The 16,848-nt window shown below is 46.6% G+C and carries 16 protein-coding genes; 10 read left to right on the top strand and 6 right to left on the bottom strand.

What is annotated here, in order from left to right:
* Window positions 1–4 precede the first annotated feature (4 nt).
* From FTT64_RS04575 to rsfS, 3 genes are all read left to right on the top strand, one after another.
* Window positions 5–877, top strand: a complete 873-nt coding sequence (locus FTT64_RS04575; protein ID WP_104492339.1) for an NAD(P)-dependent oxidoreductase — start codon at window positions 5–7, stop codon at window positions 875–877.
* A gap of 36 nt (window positions 878–913) precedes the next feature.
* Window positions 914–1,702 carry a hydroxypyruvate isomerase family protein gene (locus FTT64_RS04570; RefSeq protein WP_075167476.1) on the top strand — a complete coding sequence of 263 codons (789 nt, stop codon included), beginning with the start codon at window positions 914–916 and terminating at the stop codon, window positions 1,700–1,702.
* 82 nt (window positions 1,703–1,784) lie between these two features.
* On the top strand, window positions 1,785–2,186 hold the full coding sequence (rsfS, locus tag FTT64_RS04565) for a ribosome silencing factor (protein WP_005180097.1): 402 nt from the start codon (window positions 1,785–1,787) through the stop codon (window positions 2,184–2,186).
* Window positions 2,187–2,433: 247 nt separating this feature from the next.
* On the opposite strand, the gene FTT64_RS04560 is transcribed toward rsfS, so the two are convergent.
* The 3 genes from FTT64_RS04560 to FTT64_RS04550 are packed head-to-tail and all read right to left on the bottom strand — an operon-like array spanning window position 2,434 to window position 5,345.
* Window positions 2,434–3,879 carry an NAD(P)(+) transhydrogenase (Re/Si-specific) subunit beta gene (locus FTT64_RS04560; RefSeq protein WP_005180098.1) on the bottom strand — a complete coding sequence of 482 codons (1,446 nt, stop codon included), beginning with the start codon at window positions 3,877–3,879 and terminating at the stop codon, window positions 2,434–2,436.
* A 3-nt stretch (window positions 3,880–3,882) separates the two neighbouring features.
* Window positions 3,883–4,206 (bottom strand): proton-translocating transhydrogenase family protein, encoded by a 324-nt coding sequence (locus tag FTT64_RS04555; protein WP_005180100.1) that lies wholly within the window; start codon window positions 4,204–4,206, stop codon window positions 3,883–3,885.
* A gap of 11 nt (window positions 4,207–4,217) precedes the next feature.
* Entirely contained in the window at window positions 4,218–5,345 is a 1,128-nt protein-coding gene (locus tag FTT64_RS04550; protein WP_168370001.1) for a Re/Si-specific NAD(P)(+) transhydrogenase subunit alpha, read from the bottom strand.
* A gap of 845 nt (window positions 5,346–6,190) precedes the next feature.
* Between FTT64_RS04550 and FTT64_RS04545 the strand changes: the two genes are divergently transcribed.
* Window positions 6,191–7,117 (top strand): DMT family transporter, encoded by a 927-nt coding sequence (locus FTT64_RS04545; RefSeq protein ID WP_005180104.1) that lies wholly within the window; start codon window positions 6,191–6,193, stop codon window positions 7,115–7,117.
* Between the two features lie 147 nt (window positions 7,118–7,264).
* Entirely contained in the window at window positions 7,265–8,452 is a 1,188-nt protein-coding gene (locus tag FTT64_RS04540) for an MFS transporter (RefSeq protein WP_016658610.1), read from the top strand.
* Between the two features lie 25 nt (window positions 8,453–8,477).
* Here FTT64_RS04540 and FTT64_RS04535 read toward each other — a convergent pair whose 3' ends face one another.
* Complete coding sequence (locus FTT64_RS04535; RefSeq protein WP_005180108.1) at window positions 8,478–9,119, bottom strand: hypothetical protein; 642 nt, start codon at window positions 9,117–9,119, stop codon at window positions 8,478–8,480.
* 456 nt (window positions 9,120–9,575) lie between these two features.
* Here FTT64_RS04535 and FTT64_RS04530 point away from each other — a divergent pair, with 456 nt between their 5' ends.
* Together FTT64_RS04530 and FTT64_RS04525 are read left to right on the top strand one after the other, a co-directional pair.
* A complete protein-coding gene (locus FTT64_RS04530; protein ID WP_005180110.1) occupies window positions 9,576–9,953 on the top strand; it encodes a hypothetical protein in 378 nt (125 codons plus the stop codon).
* Window positions 9,954–10,007: 54 nt separating this feature from the next.
* Window positions 10,008–10,292, top strand: coding sequence for a hypothetical protein (locus tag FTT64_RS04525; RefSeq protein ID WP_180182023.1), 285 nt, complete (start codon window positions 10,008–10,010; stop codon window positions 10,290–10,292).
* Between the two features lie 130 nt (window positions 10,293–10,422).
* Here FTT64_RS04525 and FTT64_RS04520 read toward each other — a convergent pair whose 3' ends face one another.
* Complete coding sequence (locus FTT64_RS04520) at window positions 10,423–10,890, bottom strand: CinA family protein (protein WP_160242814.1); 468 nt, start codon at window positions 10,888–10,890, stop codon at window positions 10,423–10,425.
* Window positions 10,891–11,127: 237 nt separating this feature from the next.
* On the opposite strand from FTT64_RS04520, the gene FTT64_RS04515 reads away from it, so the two are divergent.
* Window positions 11,128–12,543, top strand: coding sequence for a hypothetical protein (locus FTT64_RS04515; RefSeq protein ID WP_180182024.1), 1,416 nt, complete (start codon window positions 11,128–11,130; stop codon window positions 12,541–12,543).
* 18 nt (window positions 12,544–12,561) lie between these two features.
* Entirely contained in the window at window positions 12,562–14,688 is a 2,127-nt protein-coding gene (gene katE, locus FTT64_RS04510; protein ID WP_005180115.1) for a catalase HPII, read from the top strand.
* A 118-nt stretch (window positions 14,689–14,806) separates the two neighbouring features.
* Here katE and FTT64_RS04505 read toward each other — a convergent pair whose 3' ends face one another.
* Window positions 14,807–15,238, bottom strand: a complete 432-nt coding sequence (locus FTT64_RS04505) for a hypothetical protein (RefSeq protein ID WP_168417105.1) — start codon at window positions 15,236–15,238, stop codon at window positions 14,807–14,809.
* A 548-nt stretch (window positions 15,239–15,786) separates the two neighbouring features.
* Here FTT64_RS04505 and dusA point away from each other — a divergent pair.
* On the top strand, window positions 15,787–16,809 hold the full coding sequence (dusA, locus tag FTT64_RS04500) for a tRNA dihydrouridine(20/20a) synthase DusA (RefSeq protein WP_104470083.1): 1,023 nt from the start codon (window positions 15,787–15,789) through the stop codon (window positions 16,807–16,809).
* Window positions 16,810–16,848 lie beyond the last annotated feature (39 nt).

Raw genomic sequence — 16,848 nt, 5'->3', positions numbered from 1 at the left:
AAGCATGAGTTTTGATCGCAATACGCCCATCGCCTTTCTGGGTATGGGCTTAATGGGCACACGCATGGCAGCACGTCTGATTCATGCCGGTTTTCGGGTCGCCGTCTGGAACCGCACTGCTGCTGCCTGTGAGGAACTGCTGGACATGGGCGCTGAAGCGCTGGCCCTAGAAAAGATTGGTCAATATCCGGTAATTTTAAGCTGCCTGGCTGATGACAATGCAGTCCAAGCGGTCTTTGAGCAGATTCAGCCGCATTTGCAGGCCAAGCAGGTGATTGTGGATTTCTCCAGCCTGTCTGTGGATAAAACCCTGGCATTGGCCGAACAGGCAGCCCGTCAGCAGGTGGAGTGGATTGATTCACCGGTGTCGGGCGGTACAGCGGGCGCAGAACAAGGCACCCTGGTGATCTTTGCCGGCGGTGATGCCGCCACCATTGAAAAATTAACCCTGATTTATAATGTGCTCTCACAGCGCGTGACCCGTATGGGGGCCAGTGGCACCGGACAGGCCACCAAAATCTGCAACCAGCTGATTGTCGCAGCCAACAGTACCCTGATTGCCGAAGCTGTCGCGCTTGCAGCTCAAGCTGGGGTAGACACCACTTTACTGGCACCTGCACTGGCTGGTGGATTTGCTGACTCCAAACCATTTCAGATTCTAACCCCGCGCATGGCCAGTCATAGCTTTGAACCGGTGCAGTGGAAAGTCCAGACCCTGTCTAAAGACCTGAACAATGCCCTGACCCTGGCCGCGCATTATCAGCTGAATATTCCGGTGGCACAGCAGGCTTTGCAACAACTGCAAGCGCATCAGGCCAAAGGCTTTGCGGAAGCAGATTTATCCACGGTCATTCAACAGGTGGAACAGACCACTTAATTTCACCCTTTGCACAGGGAATGCAGGACATTGTTTATGACGAAACTTGCCGTAAATCTTTCTATGATTTTTACTGAAGTGCCGCTACTTGAGCGCTTTGCACTGGCCAGACAACACGGCTTCCAGCATGTTGAAATCCAGTTTCCGTATGAACTGAGCATTGCGCAGATTCAAAGCCAGCTAACCTTGCATGAACTGACGCTGTGCCTGATTAATGTTCCGGCCGGAGATTTAATGCAAGGCGGCAACGGGCTGGCCGGTGTGCCGGGCAAGGAAATCGAGTTTCGTCATGCCGTTGAACAGGCCATTGAATACGCGGTTGCACTCAAAGTGCCAAGTGTCAATATTCTGGCTGGTAAACAGCCTCAGGATGCCGATCTGCTGCCTTGCCTCAGAACACTGGCCGAGAACCTGAAAATGGCCAGCCATATGCTTAGCAGCCAGCAGATCCAGCCGGTAATGGAAATGATTAATGGCACCGACATGCCGCGCTTTTTAGTACAGAACATTGCCCAGGCCCAAGAGATGCTTGAAGCGGTGCAACATCCGGCGCTAAAAATGCAGTATGACTGCTATCACATGGCCATGATGGGTGAAAACGTACTGGAAGGACTGATCGAGAATATCCAACAGATTGGCCATATCCAGTTTGCCGACTGCCCGGGTCGTCATGAACCGGATACCGGCGATATTGCCTTTGCGGAAGTGTTTGACTGGCTCAAACACAGTGACTATGCAGGCTATGTGGCGGCGGAATATCGACCGAGCAAAGATTCAGCAAATTCCTTTGCGTGGAAAAACAAATACTTTGCCGAATATCAATAATTCGGCACTGTCATAGATTTGAAATTTAGGCTCAAAGCCGCTATATTAGACAATGAATAATTGTCAGGAAATTATACCCTTTATGAATTTAGAACCATCGCCCGGCGCTTCTAATTCTCACGATCTCGCAATGACTTCCCCAAACAATGACGTACACGCTTGCCTGCAAGTTGTGCGCGATGCCCTTGAAGATGTAAAAGCCAAAGAAATTGTTGAGCTGGATGTTAGCAGCATCAGCAATGTTGCAGATGCTATTGTGATTGCTAGCGGCACCTCAACCCGTCATGTTAAATCTCTTGCTGATAACGTTGCTGAAGAAGCACGTAAAGCAGGCTTCCGCCCGATTGGTATGGAAGGTGAACGCGATGCTGAATGGATCTTGATTGATCTGGGTATCGTGGTGGTACATGTCATGCTTCCAACTGCCCGTAAGTTCTACGACCTAGAAAGCTTATGGCGTACAGCACCTGAATCTGTAAACTAAGATTTCCCAAAAAGCGACCTGAAGGTCGCTTTTTTATTGGGTCAAAATAAGAGCTGGTCACAGCTGAATCCAGACACCGACTGATTTTTCCACTTCCCAATAGCTGAACTTAAACCTCTCGGCAGTGCTTCTCGATCTCCCCCCAACCCAAAGATTGAATCGTATGTAATAAAAGATTCTATTTAGTCACAGATATTAAAAAATCCCCCTCAATCGAGGGGGATTTTGAACGCGGGTATCGGACGTCTTAGTGACCCGTACCGTTAATCGCTTTGGTCATGTCTTCAACCACTTTCTTGGCATCACCGAAGACCATCATAGTCTTGTCGTTATAGAACAGGTCATTGTCCAGACCTGCATAACCAGTCGCCATTGAGCGCTTGATCACCATAATGGTACGTGCTTTATGTGCTTCCAGAATTGGCATACCGTAAATTGGCGAGTTTGGATCGTCTTTGGCTGCCGGGTTGACTACGTCGTTGGCACCTATCACCAATACCACATCCGTTGCCGGGAAGTCCGAGTTAATCTCGTCCATTTCCAGAATGTCTTCATACGGCACGTCGGCTTCAGCAAGCAAGACGTTCATGTGACCTGGCATACGACCCGCCACCGGGTGAATCGCAAAACGCACCGTTACACCCTGCTCTTTCAGCAAGTTGGCCAGTTCTTTCACCGCATTTTGCGCACGGCCTTGTGCCATACCATAACCCGGCACAATCACCACACTGTCCGCATTGGACATTAAGAAGCCAGCATCATCTGCAGAACCTGAACGGTAGTTACGCTGTACCTGCTCACCCGCACCTGCGGTAGGCGCTGCCGCCCCACCCATCGCACCACCAAACAAAACGTTGATGATTGAACGGTTCATGGCTTTACACATGATGTACGACAGAATTGCACCTGATGAACCAACCAGTGAACCCGCCACAATCAGCATGTTGTTTTCCAAGGTAAAACCAATCCCTGCTGCCGCCCAGCCCGAGAAGGAGTTGAGCAGTGATACCACCACCGGCATGTCGCCACCACCGACTGGGGCAATCCAGACCCAGCCAAAGGCTAAAGCCAGTGCGGTCATGGCCCAGAACGAGGTCATGCTACCGCTTAAGAAGAAGTGAATCCCAAAGCCCAGCATGGCAATGAAAATCAGTGCCTGAACCGGTTTAACCCAGCCACCCGAAATGGTCTTGGCCCATTTTTTCGCTGCCAGTTTACCGTAAGCAAATACCGATGCAGTAAAGGTAATCGCACCAACAAAACAGCCCACGAACAATTCAAACAAATGCACTTTGCTCATTTCATGGAAGCTGACGCCATTGGCTGCCAACAGCTCTGGACCCAGTTCAACCAGCTTGTTGTTATGAATAATCGCTGCAATTGCAATTAACACCGCTGCCAGACCGACCAGTGAGTGCATCAGTGCTACGGTTTCTGGCATTTGCGTCATCGGTACGGTACGCGCACGGGCAATCCCGACAATGGCACCCAGAATCATCGCCCCCACAATCATCCAGATAACCGGATGATCCGCCACAAAGAAGGTAGTCAATACGGCAATCGCCATGGCGATCATGCCGTAACGGTTACCAGCAATCGCCGTTTTTGGCCCAGACAGGCCTCGTAAAGTTAAAATAAAGAGGACAGCCCCAATCAGGTAGAACCAATCCGCATAGTCTCGAATAAATTCCATCAATTAGCCCTCTTTTTTCTTTTGTTTTGGTTTAAACATTTCCAGCATACGCGCAGTCACTGCGAAGCCACCGAAAATATTAATACTGGCCAGGAATACTGCAATCGCACCAAGTACGCTCACCACATTAATGCTCTGAAACTGCACATTGGCATCCACACCTAACACAGGCAAGCCAACCGTTTGAATCATCGCCCCCACGATAATGATCGAAGACAACGCATTGGTTACTGCCATCAGTGGCGTATGCAATGCAGGTGTAACCCCCCAAACCACGTAGTAACCTACGAAAATGGCCAGGACAAAAATTGTAATTGTTTCAACCATGACTGTTCTCCTTAACCTCGTTTCAACAGCACTTGGCCGCCGTGCGTAACCAGTAGGGCTTTTTGAATTTCATCGTCCTGACTGATGGCAAAGTTCTTTTCGCTATCAAAAAGGGTTTCCACAAAATTCAGCACATTACGTGCATACAGCGCCGATGCTTCAGTAGAGACCGTTGATGGAATATTCGGTACACCGAGAATTTTCACGCCGTTGTCGGTCACCACGGTTTCACCGCATTGAGAACCTTCAACGTTACCACCCGTTTCTACCGCCATATCCAGAATGACTGAACCCGGTTTCATCTTGGCCACAGTTTCCGCCTTGATTAAACGCGGTGCATCACGACCTGGTAACAACGCTGTGGTAATCACGATGTCAGCATTGGAAACGGCTTTATCGACAATAATGGCCTGATCTTTGATGTACTGTTCGCCCGGCATCCAGCCATAGCCGTTTTTGGCGGCATCAGCAGCTTTTTGCTGTTCTTCTTCAGACATCGGCACGTCTAGCCATTTCCCGCCCAGAGATTCAACCTGATCTTTGGCAGTTGGACGCAGGTCAGTGGCTTCCACCACCGCACCCAGACGTTTTGCGGTCGCAATCGCTTGCAAGCCGGCAACACCCACCCCCATGATCACGACACGGGCAGGTTTGACTGTCCCTGCTGCGGTCATCAGCATCGGGAACATACGCTGGTATTCAGCTGCAGCCAGCAATACCGATTTATAACCGGCCAGGTTGGCTTGTGAGGACAGCACATCCATGTTTTGCGCACGGGACAAAGTTCGTGGCAATAATTCCAGGGCAAATGCAGACACCTGCTGTGCAGCAAATTGGTCAAGTTCAGTATTGCGGTATGGGTCAAACATTGCCACCACGGTAGAGTTAGGAGCAAGTTTTTGAATTTCCTCACCTTTCGGTGCGCGAACTTTCAAAATTATTTGACTGCCGGTATAGGCATCATCCGTAATTTTGGCACCCACGTGCTCATAGGCGCTATCGATATAGGCAGCTTTTAAGCCTGCACCACGTTCAATAACCACGCTATGACCCGCGTTGATCAACTTTTTTACTGTCTCTGGCGTTGCAGCGACACGATTTTCACCGACGACAGTTTCGGTTGGGATTCCGATCTGCATGAGCGTTCCTCAAGCTAATTTTTCTTAAGTAAACATCGCCAAAACGATGCTTCCCCTCAGGTTATGTTCTTGTTGAATTTTTGGATTCTAATTGAACTTTTTTAAATTACCACCCAATATTTATTTAATAAATACCCATATTTTGAACTGATGATTCATAAAAAGAAGGGTGGCAGATATAATTGATCAGTTTGGCTTTATATTCTTCATGGCCCTGATCTGGAAATAATATGTATAAATTTTCAGCACAGCTCCTGACTTTTTACAGCGAATTACGTCCTGTTCTGTTTTTTCTTTCCTTAAAATTGATTGTTTTGACAAATCTTATCGTGTAGAGCCGGCTTACAACAGGCTGATAAATACCAATAATGAACGGCTTTTTCGCAGCAAAAAATGAACATCCAGTTCATGATTGGCTGAAATGACATCTTAATCACAGAAGAATCCGGGATAAATTGGTCAAAACTGCCCAATGTTCGGGCAGAAAAGTAAATCCTGCGGCAAATGCACCGATTGGCTAAATGATTTCCTGCCCGCTGATCTGGCCTTAACCTATACATCTGGCGGTAAAAGCGCGATAAAAAATTAAAAGTTTTTTTATTGATCATTTTGCCTGATGATGAATAAAGCAGTGCAACTGCTTAAATTTGCGTATTTTGCACTATTTTTGTGCAACAATTGCCCGCAAGACATCAATAGATCTTTGCCTGAAATAAACCATCTTAAAATTTTCATAAAATGAGAATAAAGCCTATCTTTACACATTCATTTCTTCGAGCAGACAGCTTATACTCAACACATGAAAATCTGGTGACACCTACTCTATTGATTAAATTGCTCTGAATATGTCCATTTCCTTGACCAGAACGCAGTTAGGTTCACTGTTTGCACTATGCGCGGCCTTTTTATTTAGCACCAAAGCTATTTTTATCAAGCAAGCCTACGCACTTTCACCTCTGGTGGATGCCACCACCTTAATGACCCTGCGGATGGCCAGCGCACTGCCGTTTTTCCTGCTGATCTGCTGGTTTAACCGGCATCGCAATACCCAGATTCAGCTGCGCGAATGGATACTGCTCGTGGCTGCCGGGCTGCTCGGCTATTATTTTGCCAGCTGGCTCGACTTTCTGGGGCTCATGTTTATTAGCGCCTCACTGGAACGGATTATCCTGTTTCTGTATCCCACCTTAACCGTTCTAGCCAGCAGCCTGATCTACAAGCAGCGCTTAAGCCTGAAAACGATACTGGCCTTGCTGCTCAGTTATGGTGGAACGGTACTGGTGATGTTACAAGAACAGCAAAACATGCCAGATGGCCATTCCTTCTGGCTTGGTGCCAGTCTGGTATTTGCCAGTGCGGTGGCTTTTGCCGCCTATTTACTGGTGACGCCGCGGCTGATCCAGAAATTTGGCAGCTGGAATTTTACCGGCCTGGCGCTAAGTGTGGCCTGTTTCGGCACCTTACTGCATTATCTGCTGGCCGTACCGGAGCCACTGCAACGGCTGAGTCAATTACCGGGCAGCGTCTATGCCTATGGCATTGGACTGGGTATTCTGGTCACGGTGTTGCCAACCATTTTATTAATGCAAAGTATCGAACGCCTGGGAGCCGCTCATTCGGCCATGATCGCCTCTATCGGCCCGATTCTGACCATTGTGCTGGCCACCCTGTTTTTAGATGAATATTTAAATGCCTGGCAATGGCTGGGTTGCGCCCTCAATATCATTGGGGTGATGATGATTAGCCTGTCCAAGAAAAAGCTGATGGCCTGATCCATGATCAGTCAGCTCAGCCTGTTCCGGACTGCTACGCATGTATCTCGCACGTGCAAAAAGAATGTTGCAAATGGTGGTCTTTGGCCGTCATGCTGAATATTACCGAAGATGCGATTGAATGAATTAACCTGAACTGGACCTTGTATGAATACCTCTCCCGATATTAGTCAGGATAAAACCCTGCTCTGGCTTATGGCGCTGGCTTGTGGTCTATGTGCAGGGGCCAACTATTATTGCCAGCCGCTGATTAACTCGATTCATACTTATTTTCAGGTGCCGGAATCCCAAGTCGCGCTCACAGTGACGTTTGCCCAGGTGTCCTATGCGCTGGGGCTGTTATTTATTGTGCCGGTTGGCGATACCGTCAATAAAACCAAATTCATTCCACTGCTGATGTTTCTGGCCGCGTTTGGCCTGTTTCTATGTGCTTTTTCAGTGAATCTGCCAATGCTCTGGATTGGCACCATCATGACCGGACTATTTTCCGTGGCCGCGCAGATTCTGATTCCGTTTGCCACCATGTCGGTCAAGCCGGAGAAAATGGGCGAAGTGGTCGGGCTGCTGATGAGTGGTTTACTGGTTGGGATTTTACTGTCGACCAGTCTGGCCGGACTGTTATCCAATTTATATGGCTGGCAGCTGATTTATATTATCAGTGGCGTGTTGATGATGGGACTGGCGATTATTCTGAAAAAACGCTTGCCACATATTCCGACGGTGCGCATGGCCTATGGCAAAATCCTGCATTCGATGCTGCAACTGATCCGCCAGGAAAAACGGCTGGTCTATCGCGCCCTGATTGGTGCCAGTGCCTTTGCCGCCATGAGCGTGCTGTTTTCCACCATTGCAGTGTTACTTGGCTCCTCTTTTGGTCTGCCAGATGTGGCCGTCGGTTTAGTCACCTTAATTGGGGTATTCGGCGCACTCTCTACCAAAAAAATTGGCAAAATTGCCGACCGTGGCCATGGCAAACTGATCACCTGGGCCGGCCTCTCTTTATTGGCGGTCAGCTGGAGTTTCCTGTATTTCGGCGCGCAGTATTTATGGAGCTATATTATTGGTTTTGGCCTAATTAACTTAGGTCTGGCCAGTGTGCATACCAGCAACCAGAACGTGATTTTCCATTTACGCCCCGATGCCAAATCACGCCTGAATGCAGTCTATATGACCAGCTATTTTATTGGCGGCGCCTGCGGTTCGGCACTGGGCATTTACGCCTGGCATCATGGTGGCTGGAGCATGAGCTGTCTGGTTGGTTTAACCCTGGTGCTCTGCTCGGCCTGTTTTGCCTGGTTAGATCAGCAACATCTGCGCCGCCAGCAACTGGCTTAAAACTGTATAAATCGTGCAGACAGGTTTAAGACACCTGCACCATCGGATAATGTGGCTGGGCCGAATCAATACTGGCCGGATATTCCAGCAGAATCTGAATAAAGGATGGAATTAAGGCAGCAAAAATACTGGTTGCCCCAGCCAGAATGTCACGGTTTAGCAGGCTGTTATAGTTGGCACCGCCGCTGGCAAACTGGTGACGCAGACTGTCAAAACGTTTAAACACCGCCATTAGCAAGGCCACCGACTGTTTATTTTGCAAGGTCTGTTGCAGATCAATCTGCTCTTGGGCAGCGCGCTGCTGCCATTCATCGCGCGTGAGCTGTAAATGCTGATAGGCCCAGAATTCCGGATGGGTATAGGGATGTGCCAACAGAGCCTGAATCTGCTGCTGGTATTTTTCCCATAACACATAATCAATTTTTCGGGTTTCATCCTGCTGGTGCAGAAGCTGAAAAAACTGCTGTAACTGCGCAGCGGATGGACTGGCCGCATCTTCACGGTAAATGGCCTGAAAGGCAATCCATAAACTCATAAACTTGAAATCCAACTCCTGATCCAGACTCAGGGCTTTTTTAAACCAGCTCAGGCTGCGCTGTATTTTCAGATTAAAATGCACCGAATTTTCATTCTTTTTACTGCGGTAAATTTCCTCAACCACCAGCATCTTTGTTATCCTTTTTCTTGTCTTACTGCATCAATGTAATGGTTTTTTTATTTTGTCTCAACCTTTTGATCCTTCAATTTATTTATTACCCGTCTATTTTCCAGCAAAAATAAATCTGAGTATTTTCCTTTTATTTAAATAAAATAAATAAAAAATCTGAAAGCTTAAAATATATTTAAAACACATTTTATCTAGCAGCTACTTAAAATAAAGAAATGTAAAGTTATATATAAAATCACGAAAAATGTAATTACACAAAAGATTACATTCTTAAAAATCCTATGTAGGACAGCCAATTAAAAATGCCGGCTTAAAATCACCGCTTACAACTAAATAAGATGTAACAGAGCCAGGGTTTTTCATGAGATGTTTCATGTTAAAAAGAAGCTATCTGTTTTTCTCAGATGATTTCAGCGCGCTAGCGATAGCGTCGATATCTATAAAAGAGGTGTTCAAATGCAAAATCAAAACAATGGTTCAAACCAACAGCAACAGCAGCCTCAACAGCAAGGCAATCAGCAGCAGCAACAAGACCGTCTGCAGCAACAGCAACCTCAACAACAGCAAAATAACCAGCAACAAGGCAATCAGCAACGCCAGCAAGATCAACAGCAGCAACAGCCTCAACATCAGGGCAACCAGCAGCAACAACAAAACCAGCAACAGCGCCAGCAAAATGATCAGCAACAGGATCAGCTGCGCCAACAACAGCAACAGCCTGGCCAGCAACAAAACCGCCAGCAGCAACAGCAACAACCGCAGCAATATGGTCAACAACGCCATAACCAGAATGCGCAGCAGCAAAACAATCTCTTAGATGATGAAGATATGTAAAACCATTTTTTGTTTTTCACTTATTTTTATTATAAATAATCGAAGGAGATGATCATGGTCAACAATGCAAATGATCCACATGGGTACTGGCGTGACAACCATGCAGACCGTCCTTACTACAGTGATTTTAAAAGAGATATCCCAGATATTGATTATGATCGGGACTTATCTTCTGCTTATGACCTCGGTACACGTGCCCGCAGTGAATATGGCACAGATCGCGACTTTGAAAGTTCTGAAGGCGACCTGAAACAGCGCTGGGAAGAGTTCAAAGCAGATTCTCGCTTAAAATGGGAACAGGCCAAGCACGCGATTAAAGATGCCTGGGATAGAAACTAGATTGCCCTCAGTCTGGTTCTAATACGGTTCAGAGTTATAGGTCATTATGACCTATAACTTTTTTATATCTAAGGGTTTTATCTCTGCAGATTTTCTATTTTGGGTTGTCTATTTGATTTATATATCCCTATTATTTTTGCTTGACTACTTCAATAATACTCTGACTAATTGCCCGCGACAGCTGTTCCAGTTTTTTCTTTTTGGTGCCATTAAATACACAGCGATAATGATGCAGTTTATTCTGATACGAAATACAGTAAAAAAATGTTCCGACCGGTTTTTCCTTAGTTTCAGAGCCACCACGTTTTAATAAACCGGTACAGCCAACAAAAATATCAGAATCAATGATCTGTTTGGCTTTTAAAACCAGCTGTTCTGTCACTTCGGCAGATTCAGGAGAGTATTTTTCCAGGAATTTCTTTGAAATTTTTAAAATACTGACTTTTAAATTGGCGTCATAACAAACCAAGCTGCCATTTAAAATATCGCCTGAATTTTTATTTAATGAAAAACGATAGGCCAGATACCCTGCCGAAGCACTTTCAATAAAGGTGACTTTTAATTTCTTTTTGGCAAGTAACTGGCAGCATTTATTCATTTATACCCATCCTGAATATAATTATTCCTTCCGATTTAAACATAGCTCTTTTTCAGTGCTTTTTTCTGAAAAGTAACATTTCATTTATTTTTTTAAAACTAAAAGTATAACCCTCTGATTTTTATACCTATAGGTTAATTGCCCATATACATACTTTACATGAAGGCACACAACTCAGGCTTAAGTTTACAGCCAACTAGATTACTGTTTTCTAGGGTTAAATCATGGAGCAGAATAATGCCAACGGTCGTCAAACAAAGATTATTAGACATACTCAATGATGTGCCTGAAACCTATTTTGATCTGGTGTCCTTTTATTTAGATGCCGATATTGCTCCCACCGCCAAACAACAAAAAGCCCTGTTCAGTTTAAAACATGAAATTGAAACCCTGCCGTTGGCCCTACCCGATTTCCCTCGCCAGCTGGATCAGCTGGAGCACTGGATGATCCAGCATGAACAGCAAGCCCAGCTCGAATTTGAATATTATTTAAAGCGCCGTGCCTGGGGACAGCCACGCGAATATTTTCACTGCCTGTCCGATGCTTATGAGTTTCTGATCAAGATTGCCCCGACCCAGCGTGCGCAGGCAGCCTGGCTCTACAGTTTTAGCCAGCACTGGGATGACCGGCGCTATACCGAGCTGATTCAGCTGTATCTGCAAGCTCTGGCCTATGGTCACACGCAGCAGCATCAGCTGTATCAGTTCAATGCACTGCTTGAAACCCTGCAGCTAGATAACTTTGTACTCGGTCTGGACGATGGCTATTTTCATCAGGCTGCAATTCAGCTGGCACTGGCGTACTGCCCTACCGATTTCATGCCTTTGACCTTAGGGTTTCATATTGGCAAACACCTGTGCTCGCTGCATCAGCTGATCATTGCGCATGAACTAAAAGAACTCGGTATTCACACCCGCTGTTTTCAGCCACAGCAGCGTTCAACATCACGGCATACGCCCGTGCTACATGCCATTGCCAGTCTGGCCCCGGACGAAAAACAGCAGGCTCAATATCTGCGCCTGATTCAGCTGGGCTATGCCTTAAGCCAGCAAGGCATGAACGAAGAAAAAATCCTGCAGCGGCTGCATCTGCACGACATTATCCAGAAAATTTTCCAGCATAAAGCCCTGATGGGCAAATTCATTCATGACAATAAATGTATTTTTACCAACCGCAGCATCAACCAATGGCTGGAAACCGTCGAAGGCGTGGATGGTTTTATCCAGCAGCTGCTGGAAACCGACTGGATCCGTTTAGGTCAGGACCCGGAGCAGAGTAAATTCTGGCGTCTGATTCATCAGCAGGAAAGCCAGATGTTCGGGCTGTTTAACCGTACCGAACAGCAGTTTATTTATGACTGGATTCTGGGAGATGCCGCAGCACAGCATCCTGCCCCATCTGCGCTGCAAAGTACATCAGACCATTTTAAAACCAGCGATTATTTTAATTATATGGCCGAGCTGGAGCTGGAAGAGATTCAGCTCAAATACGCCCAGGCATCATCTTTTAACGACAAAATCCGGCAGCTATTGCCTTATTTGGCCCCGCATAAATCTGCCAGCGATGCCGGACGCTGGTGTACCCAGCAATACAGCCAGGCCCTTTTTCCGGCGCTGTCGCAGGCGCTCGACCCAATGAATCATAAAAGTTAATTACGGAGAACAGCAACAATGAAAAAAGATCAACAACCGAGTGAAATGGCCGGTGCAGATGCGGCAAACCGACAGAACAGTAATGATAAATCCGTCCAATTAGACCCGTATCGCAGTGATGCGACACAACAGGCGCTCACTACCAATCAGGGCGTTAAAATTGCCGATAACCAGAACAGCCTCAGAGCCGGTATTCGCGGGGCCACCCTGCTCGAAGATTTTATTTTTCATGAAAAAATGACCCACTTTGACCATGAACGGATTCCGGAGCGTATTGTGCATGCGCGTGGCACCGGTGCGCATGGTTATTTTGAAGCCTATCCGGGCAATGAAAAATATACCAAAGCCCATTTTCTGACCACCCCAGAGCATAAAACACCAGTCTTTGTACGTTTCTCGACGGTACAGGGGCCGCGCGGCTCGGCAGATACGGTACGTGATATTCGCGGCTTTGCCATCAAGTTCTATACCCAAGAAGGCATTTATGACATGGTCTGCAACAATGCCCCGGTGTTCTTTATCCAAGATGGCATGAAATTCCCGGATTTTGTGCATGCCTTAAAGCCGGAACCAGATACCGAAATTCCGACCGGTGCCAGTGCACATGACACCTTTTGGGACTTTGTTTCGCTGGTGCCAGAAACCTCACATGCGGTGATCTGGGCCATTTCCGACCGTGGTATTCCGAAAAACTTCCGCAGTATGCAGGGCTTTGGCGTACATACCTATCGTTTTATTAATGCCGAAAATAAATCGGTTTTTGTGAAATTCCACTGGACCCCGAAACAGGGCATGGCCGCCTTAGTCTGGGATGAAGCACAGAAAATTGCCGGTAAAGATCCGGATTATCATCGCCGCGATTTGTATCAGGCCATCGAAAACGGTTTCTACCCGGAATGGGAACTGGGCGTACAGATTGTGGAGCAGGAAGATGAAATGAGCTTTGACTTTGACCTGCTTGATCCGACCAAGCTGATTCCAGAAGAACTGGTACCGGTCATTCCGATTGGCCGGATGGTGCTCAACCGCAATATTGACAATTTCTTTGATGAAACCGAACAGGTCGCCTTCTGTCCGGCGCATATTGTGCCGGGAATCGACTTCACCAATGACCCACTGCTGCAGGCGCGGATTTTCTCCTATACCGACACCCAGCTCAGCCGTTTAGGGGGTCCAAATTTCCATCAGCTGCCAATTAACCAGGCCGTGTGTCCGTTTCACAATAACCAGCGCGATGGCATCCATCAAAGCCGGGTTCATCGCGGTCAGGCGGCGTATCAACCCAACTCGATTGACAATGACTGGCCACGAGAAACCCCACCCGCGGCCAAAGGTGGCGGTTTTGAAAGCTATCAAGAACGCATTGACGGGCATAAAATCCGTCAGCGCAGTCCATCCTTTAGCGATCACTTTTCGCAGGTGCGTCTGTATTTCAAAAGCCTGAGCCTGCCTGAACAGAAACACGTGGTCGATGCCTATGTCTTTGAGCTGAGTAAAGTGCAGCGCAAACCTATCCGTGAGCGTGTGGTGCACAATATGCTGGCCAATATTGATGCCAATCTGGCCAAAATGGTCGCCGATAAACTCGGCATTGCACTAGATGAAAGCCAGCTGCCGCCTGATCTACCCGAGGAAAAAACCTCAGCCAAGTTATCCATGACGGCATTTTTACCGCCGAATATTGAAGGCCGTAAAATCGCGGTACTGGTACATCCCCATGCCGCCACCGACAATATTGAGCCGATTCATCAATGGGCCTTAAAAGAAAATGTGATGCTGGATTTTCTGACACCCACCCCTGCCCCAACCACCACCATTGAAGATGACATGATTCCATCTGATGGGATGCAGCAGGCCGAACCCTCAGTGCTGTATGATGCAGTGATTGTGCTGGATGGCAACAATCTGGATGCCTTTAAGCGCGATGGGGTGGCCTGCCATTATGTGATTGAAGCCTATAAACATTTAAAACCGGTGGTACTGTTAGGGGATAAAGCCGAGCTGCTGGAACATCTGCGATTGCCGGCAGATGAAGGCGTATTTAGCGATGCCAGTTTCCAGAATGTGGCGGAAGGCTTTAAAGAAGCGATTCGTCACAACCGGGTCTGGGCACGTGAAGCCATTGCAGAATCTATTCCGGCTTAATTGTTCTGCACTCATACAAGCCAAACCAACAAAAGGGAAGCCAATGGCTTCCCTTTTGTTTGAATAGATGGATGAGATTCAGATTAAAACTTGATGTACATAGTGCTTTCCTCTCACCTTAATCTGCAATCTGCGCCGTTTGATACCGCTCCAGCTCCTTGTCACTCGAGATCTGTGGAGGGGCTGCAATATCCAGCGGTTCTAAGCTCATTAAGGGCACTTTGATCTTCTTTCCCTTTGGGGTCTTCGGCTGATCTTCATCAACGGTAATTTTCTGAATAAATGTCGCCAACCAGAGTATAAACTCTTCTTTATTGCTGCTTTTCGGCACAATGCTCAAGTCCAGTTTCAGCTCGTTGGCATATAAAGGGTTGACCATCAGCTCATTAAAGTCGATGCAATTGACCAATAATTTAAGACGTGTTTTTTTGATTTCAGCACGCAGCTCAATCATTAACATATTTAAATCATTGATAATATCTCCTCTAAAGTCCTTATTTTGCTCGACATTTCTATAGATTATTTCAGCAAGTTTAATATACTGGGGCATACGATCATCCATTTATTATTCTGAATATAGTAATATTGAAGGATTTTGCGTAATTTTATGTAGTATTTAATAGGTATTTTGCAAGAAAAATGCTTCTTGTTACATTGGAATTACATATTTTTTTAAACAAATCAAAGAATAACTATAATTTGTGAATTGATTATCAATTTTTCCAGTGAATTAATTTTATTATTTTTATTCTAGCTGGGAAGATTATATATGTATTTTGATTATATATTCTAATTGAATTTAAAGATCATTTTCGGGAGTATTCATTTAATTTATAAAATAACTTAAACTTAATATCAATAATTATAATTTATATTTTAACAATATAACAGTTAAAATAGCAGCAAGCTAAAATATGGATATTCACCCTCCCACCTTCGGACAGCCAACAACAATCTTTTTTCGTCAGCCGGATTTTGTGCTACTATCTCGCCCCTGCACGCCCGGTGGATGTGAGTAAAACCCTCTGCCTTGTGCTGCCCGATCTGTGCGAATAGCGCCTCAGTTTTGTTTCCCGTCGTTGCAAGGTTTGCTGTTGAATGTCAAATGTAAATACGCTTGAAAATATCCAACTGCCAAGAATTTCCGTGGCCCCCATGATGGACTGGACCACCCGGGATTATCGTTTCTTTGCGCGCCTGTTTAACCCAAACGTGATTTTATACACAGAAATGGTCACCACTGGTGCCATTATTCATGGTGATGCCAAACGCCATCTGGACTTTAATCAGGAAGAACATCCAATTGTGCTGCAATTGGGCGGTTCCAATCCTCAAGATCTGGCCACTTGTAGCAAAATGGCGCAAGACTGGGGCTATGATGAAGTTAACCTGAATGTCGGCTGCCCAAGTGACCGCGTGCAGAACAATAAAATTGGTGCCTGCCTGATGGCCGAGCCTGATCTGGTGGCAGAATGTATTGCAGAAATGCGCCATGCGGTGGATATTCCAGTGACGGTTAAACACCGGATCGGGATTGATGACATGCATTCGTATGAAGAAATGCTGCATTTCGTCGATACCGTTGCCAAAACCGGCTGCAATAATTTTATCGTGCATGCCCGCATTGCGCTGCTACAAGGCCTATCACCCAAAGAAAACCGTGAAGTGCCGCCTTTACGCTATGAAGATGTCTATCGTTTAAAGCAGGATCGCCCGGAGCTGATCATTGAAATTAACGGCGGCATTAAAACCCTGGCAGAAACACAGGCGCATTTACAGCATGTCGATGGGGTGATGATTGGCCGCGAAGCCTATCACAATCCGTATTTACTGGCCGAGCTGGGACATTTCTGGAATCTGCCCCTCCCAGACCGTTTCGAGATTATGCAGCAGATGATGCCATATATCGCACAGCGCGTGGCTGAAGGTGCACCACTGTCGATTATCACCCGTCATATTCTGGGCCTGTTCCAAAACTTGCCGGGCGCACGCAAATGGCGTCAGGCGCTAAGTGGTGGTAATGCCAAAACCTTAAAAGATGTGGAAGTGGCCATTCAGAATATTCAGGCCGCGATGCAGCGTACTGAAAACTATCTGCAGGAACACGCTGTTCAGCCTTAAAAGATCAACAAAAAGCCCTCAATTGAGGGCTTTTTTTAG

The organism is Acinetobacter sp. Q186-3, assembly GCF_013420655.1.
Taxonomy (GTDB): Bacteria; Pseudomonadota; Gammaproteobacteria; order Pseudomonadales; family Moraxellaceae; genus Acinetobacter; species Acinetobacter indicus.
This window is presented reverse-complemented; position numbering and strand designations above follow the sequence as displayed.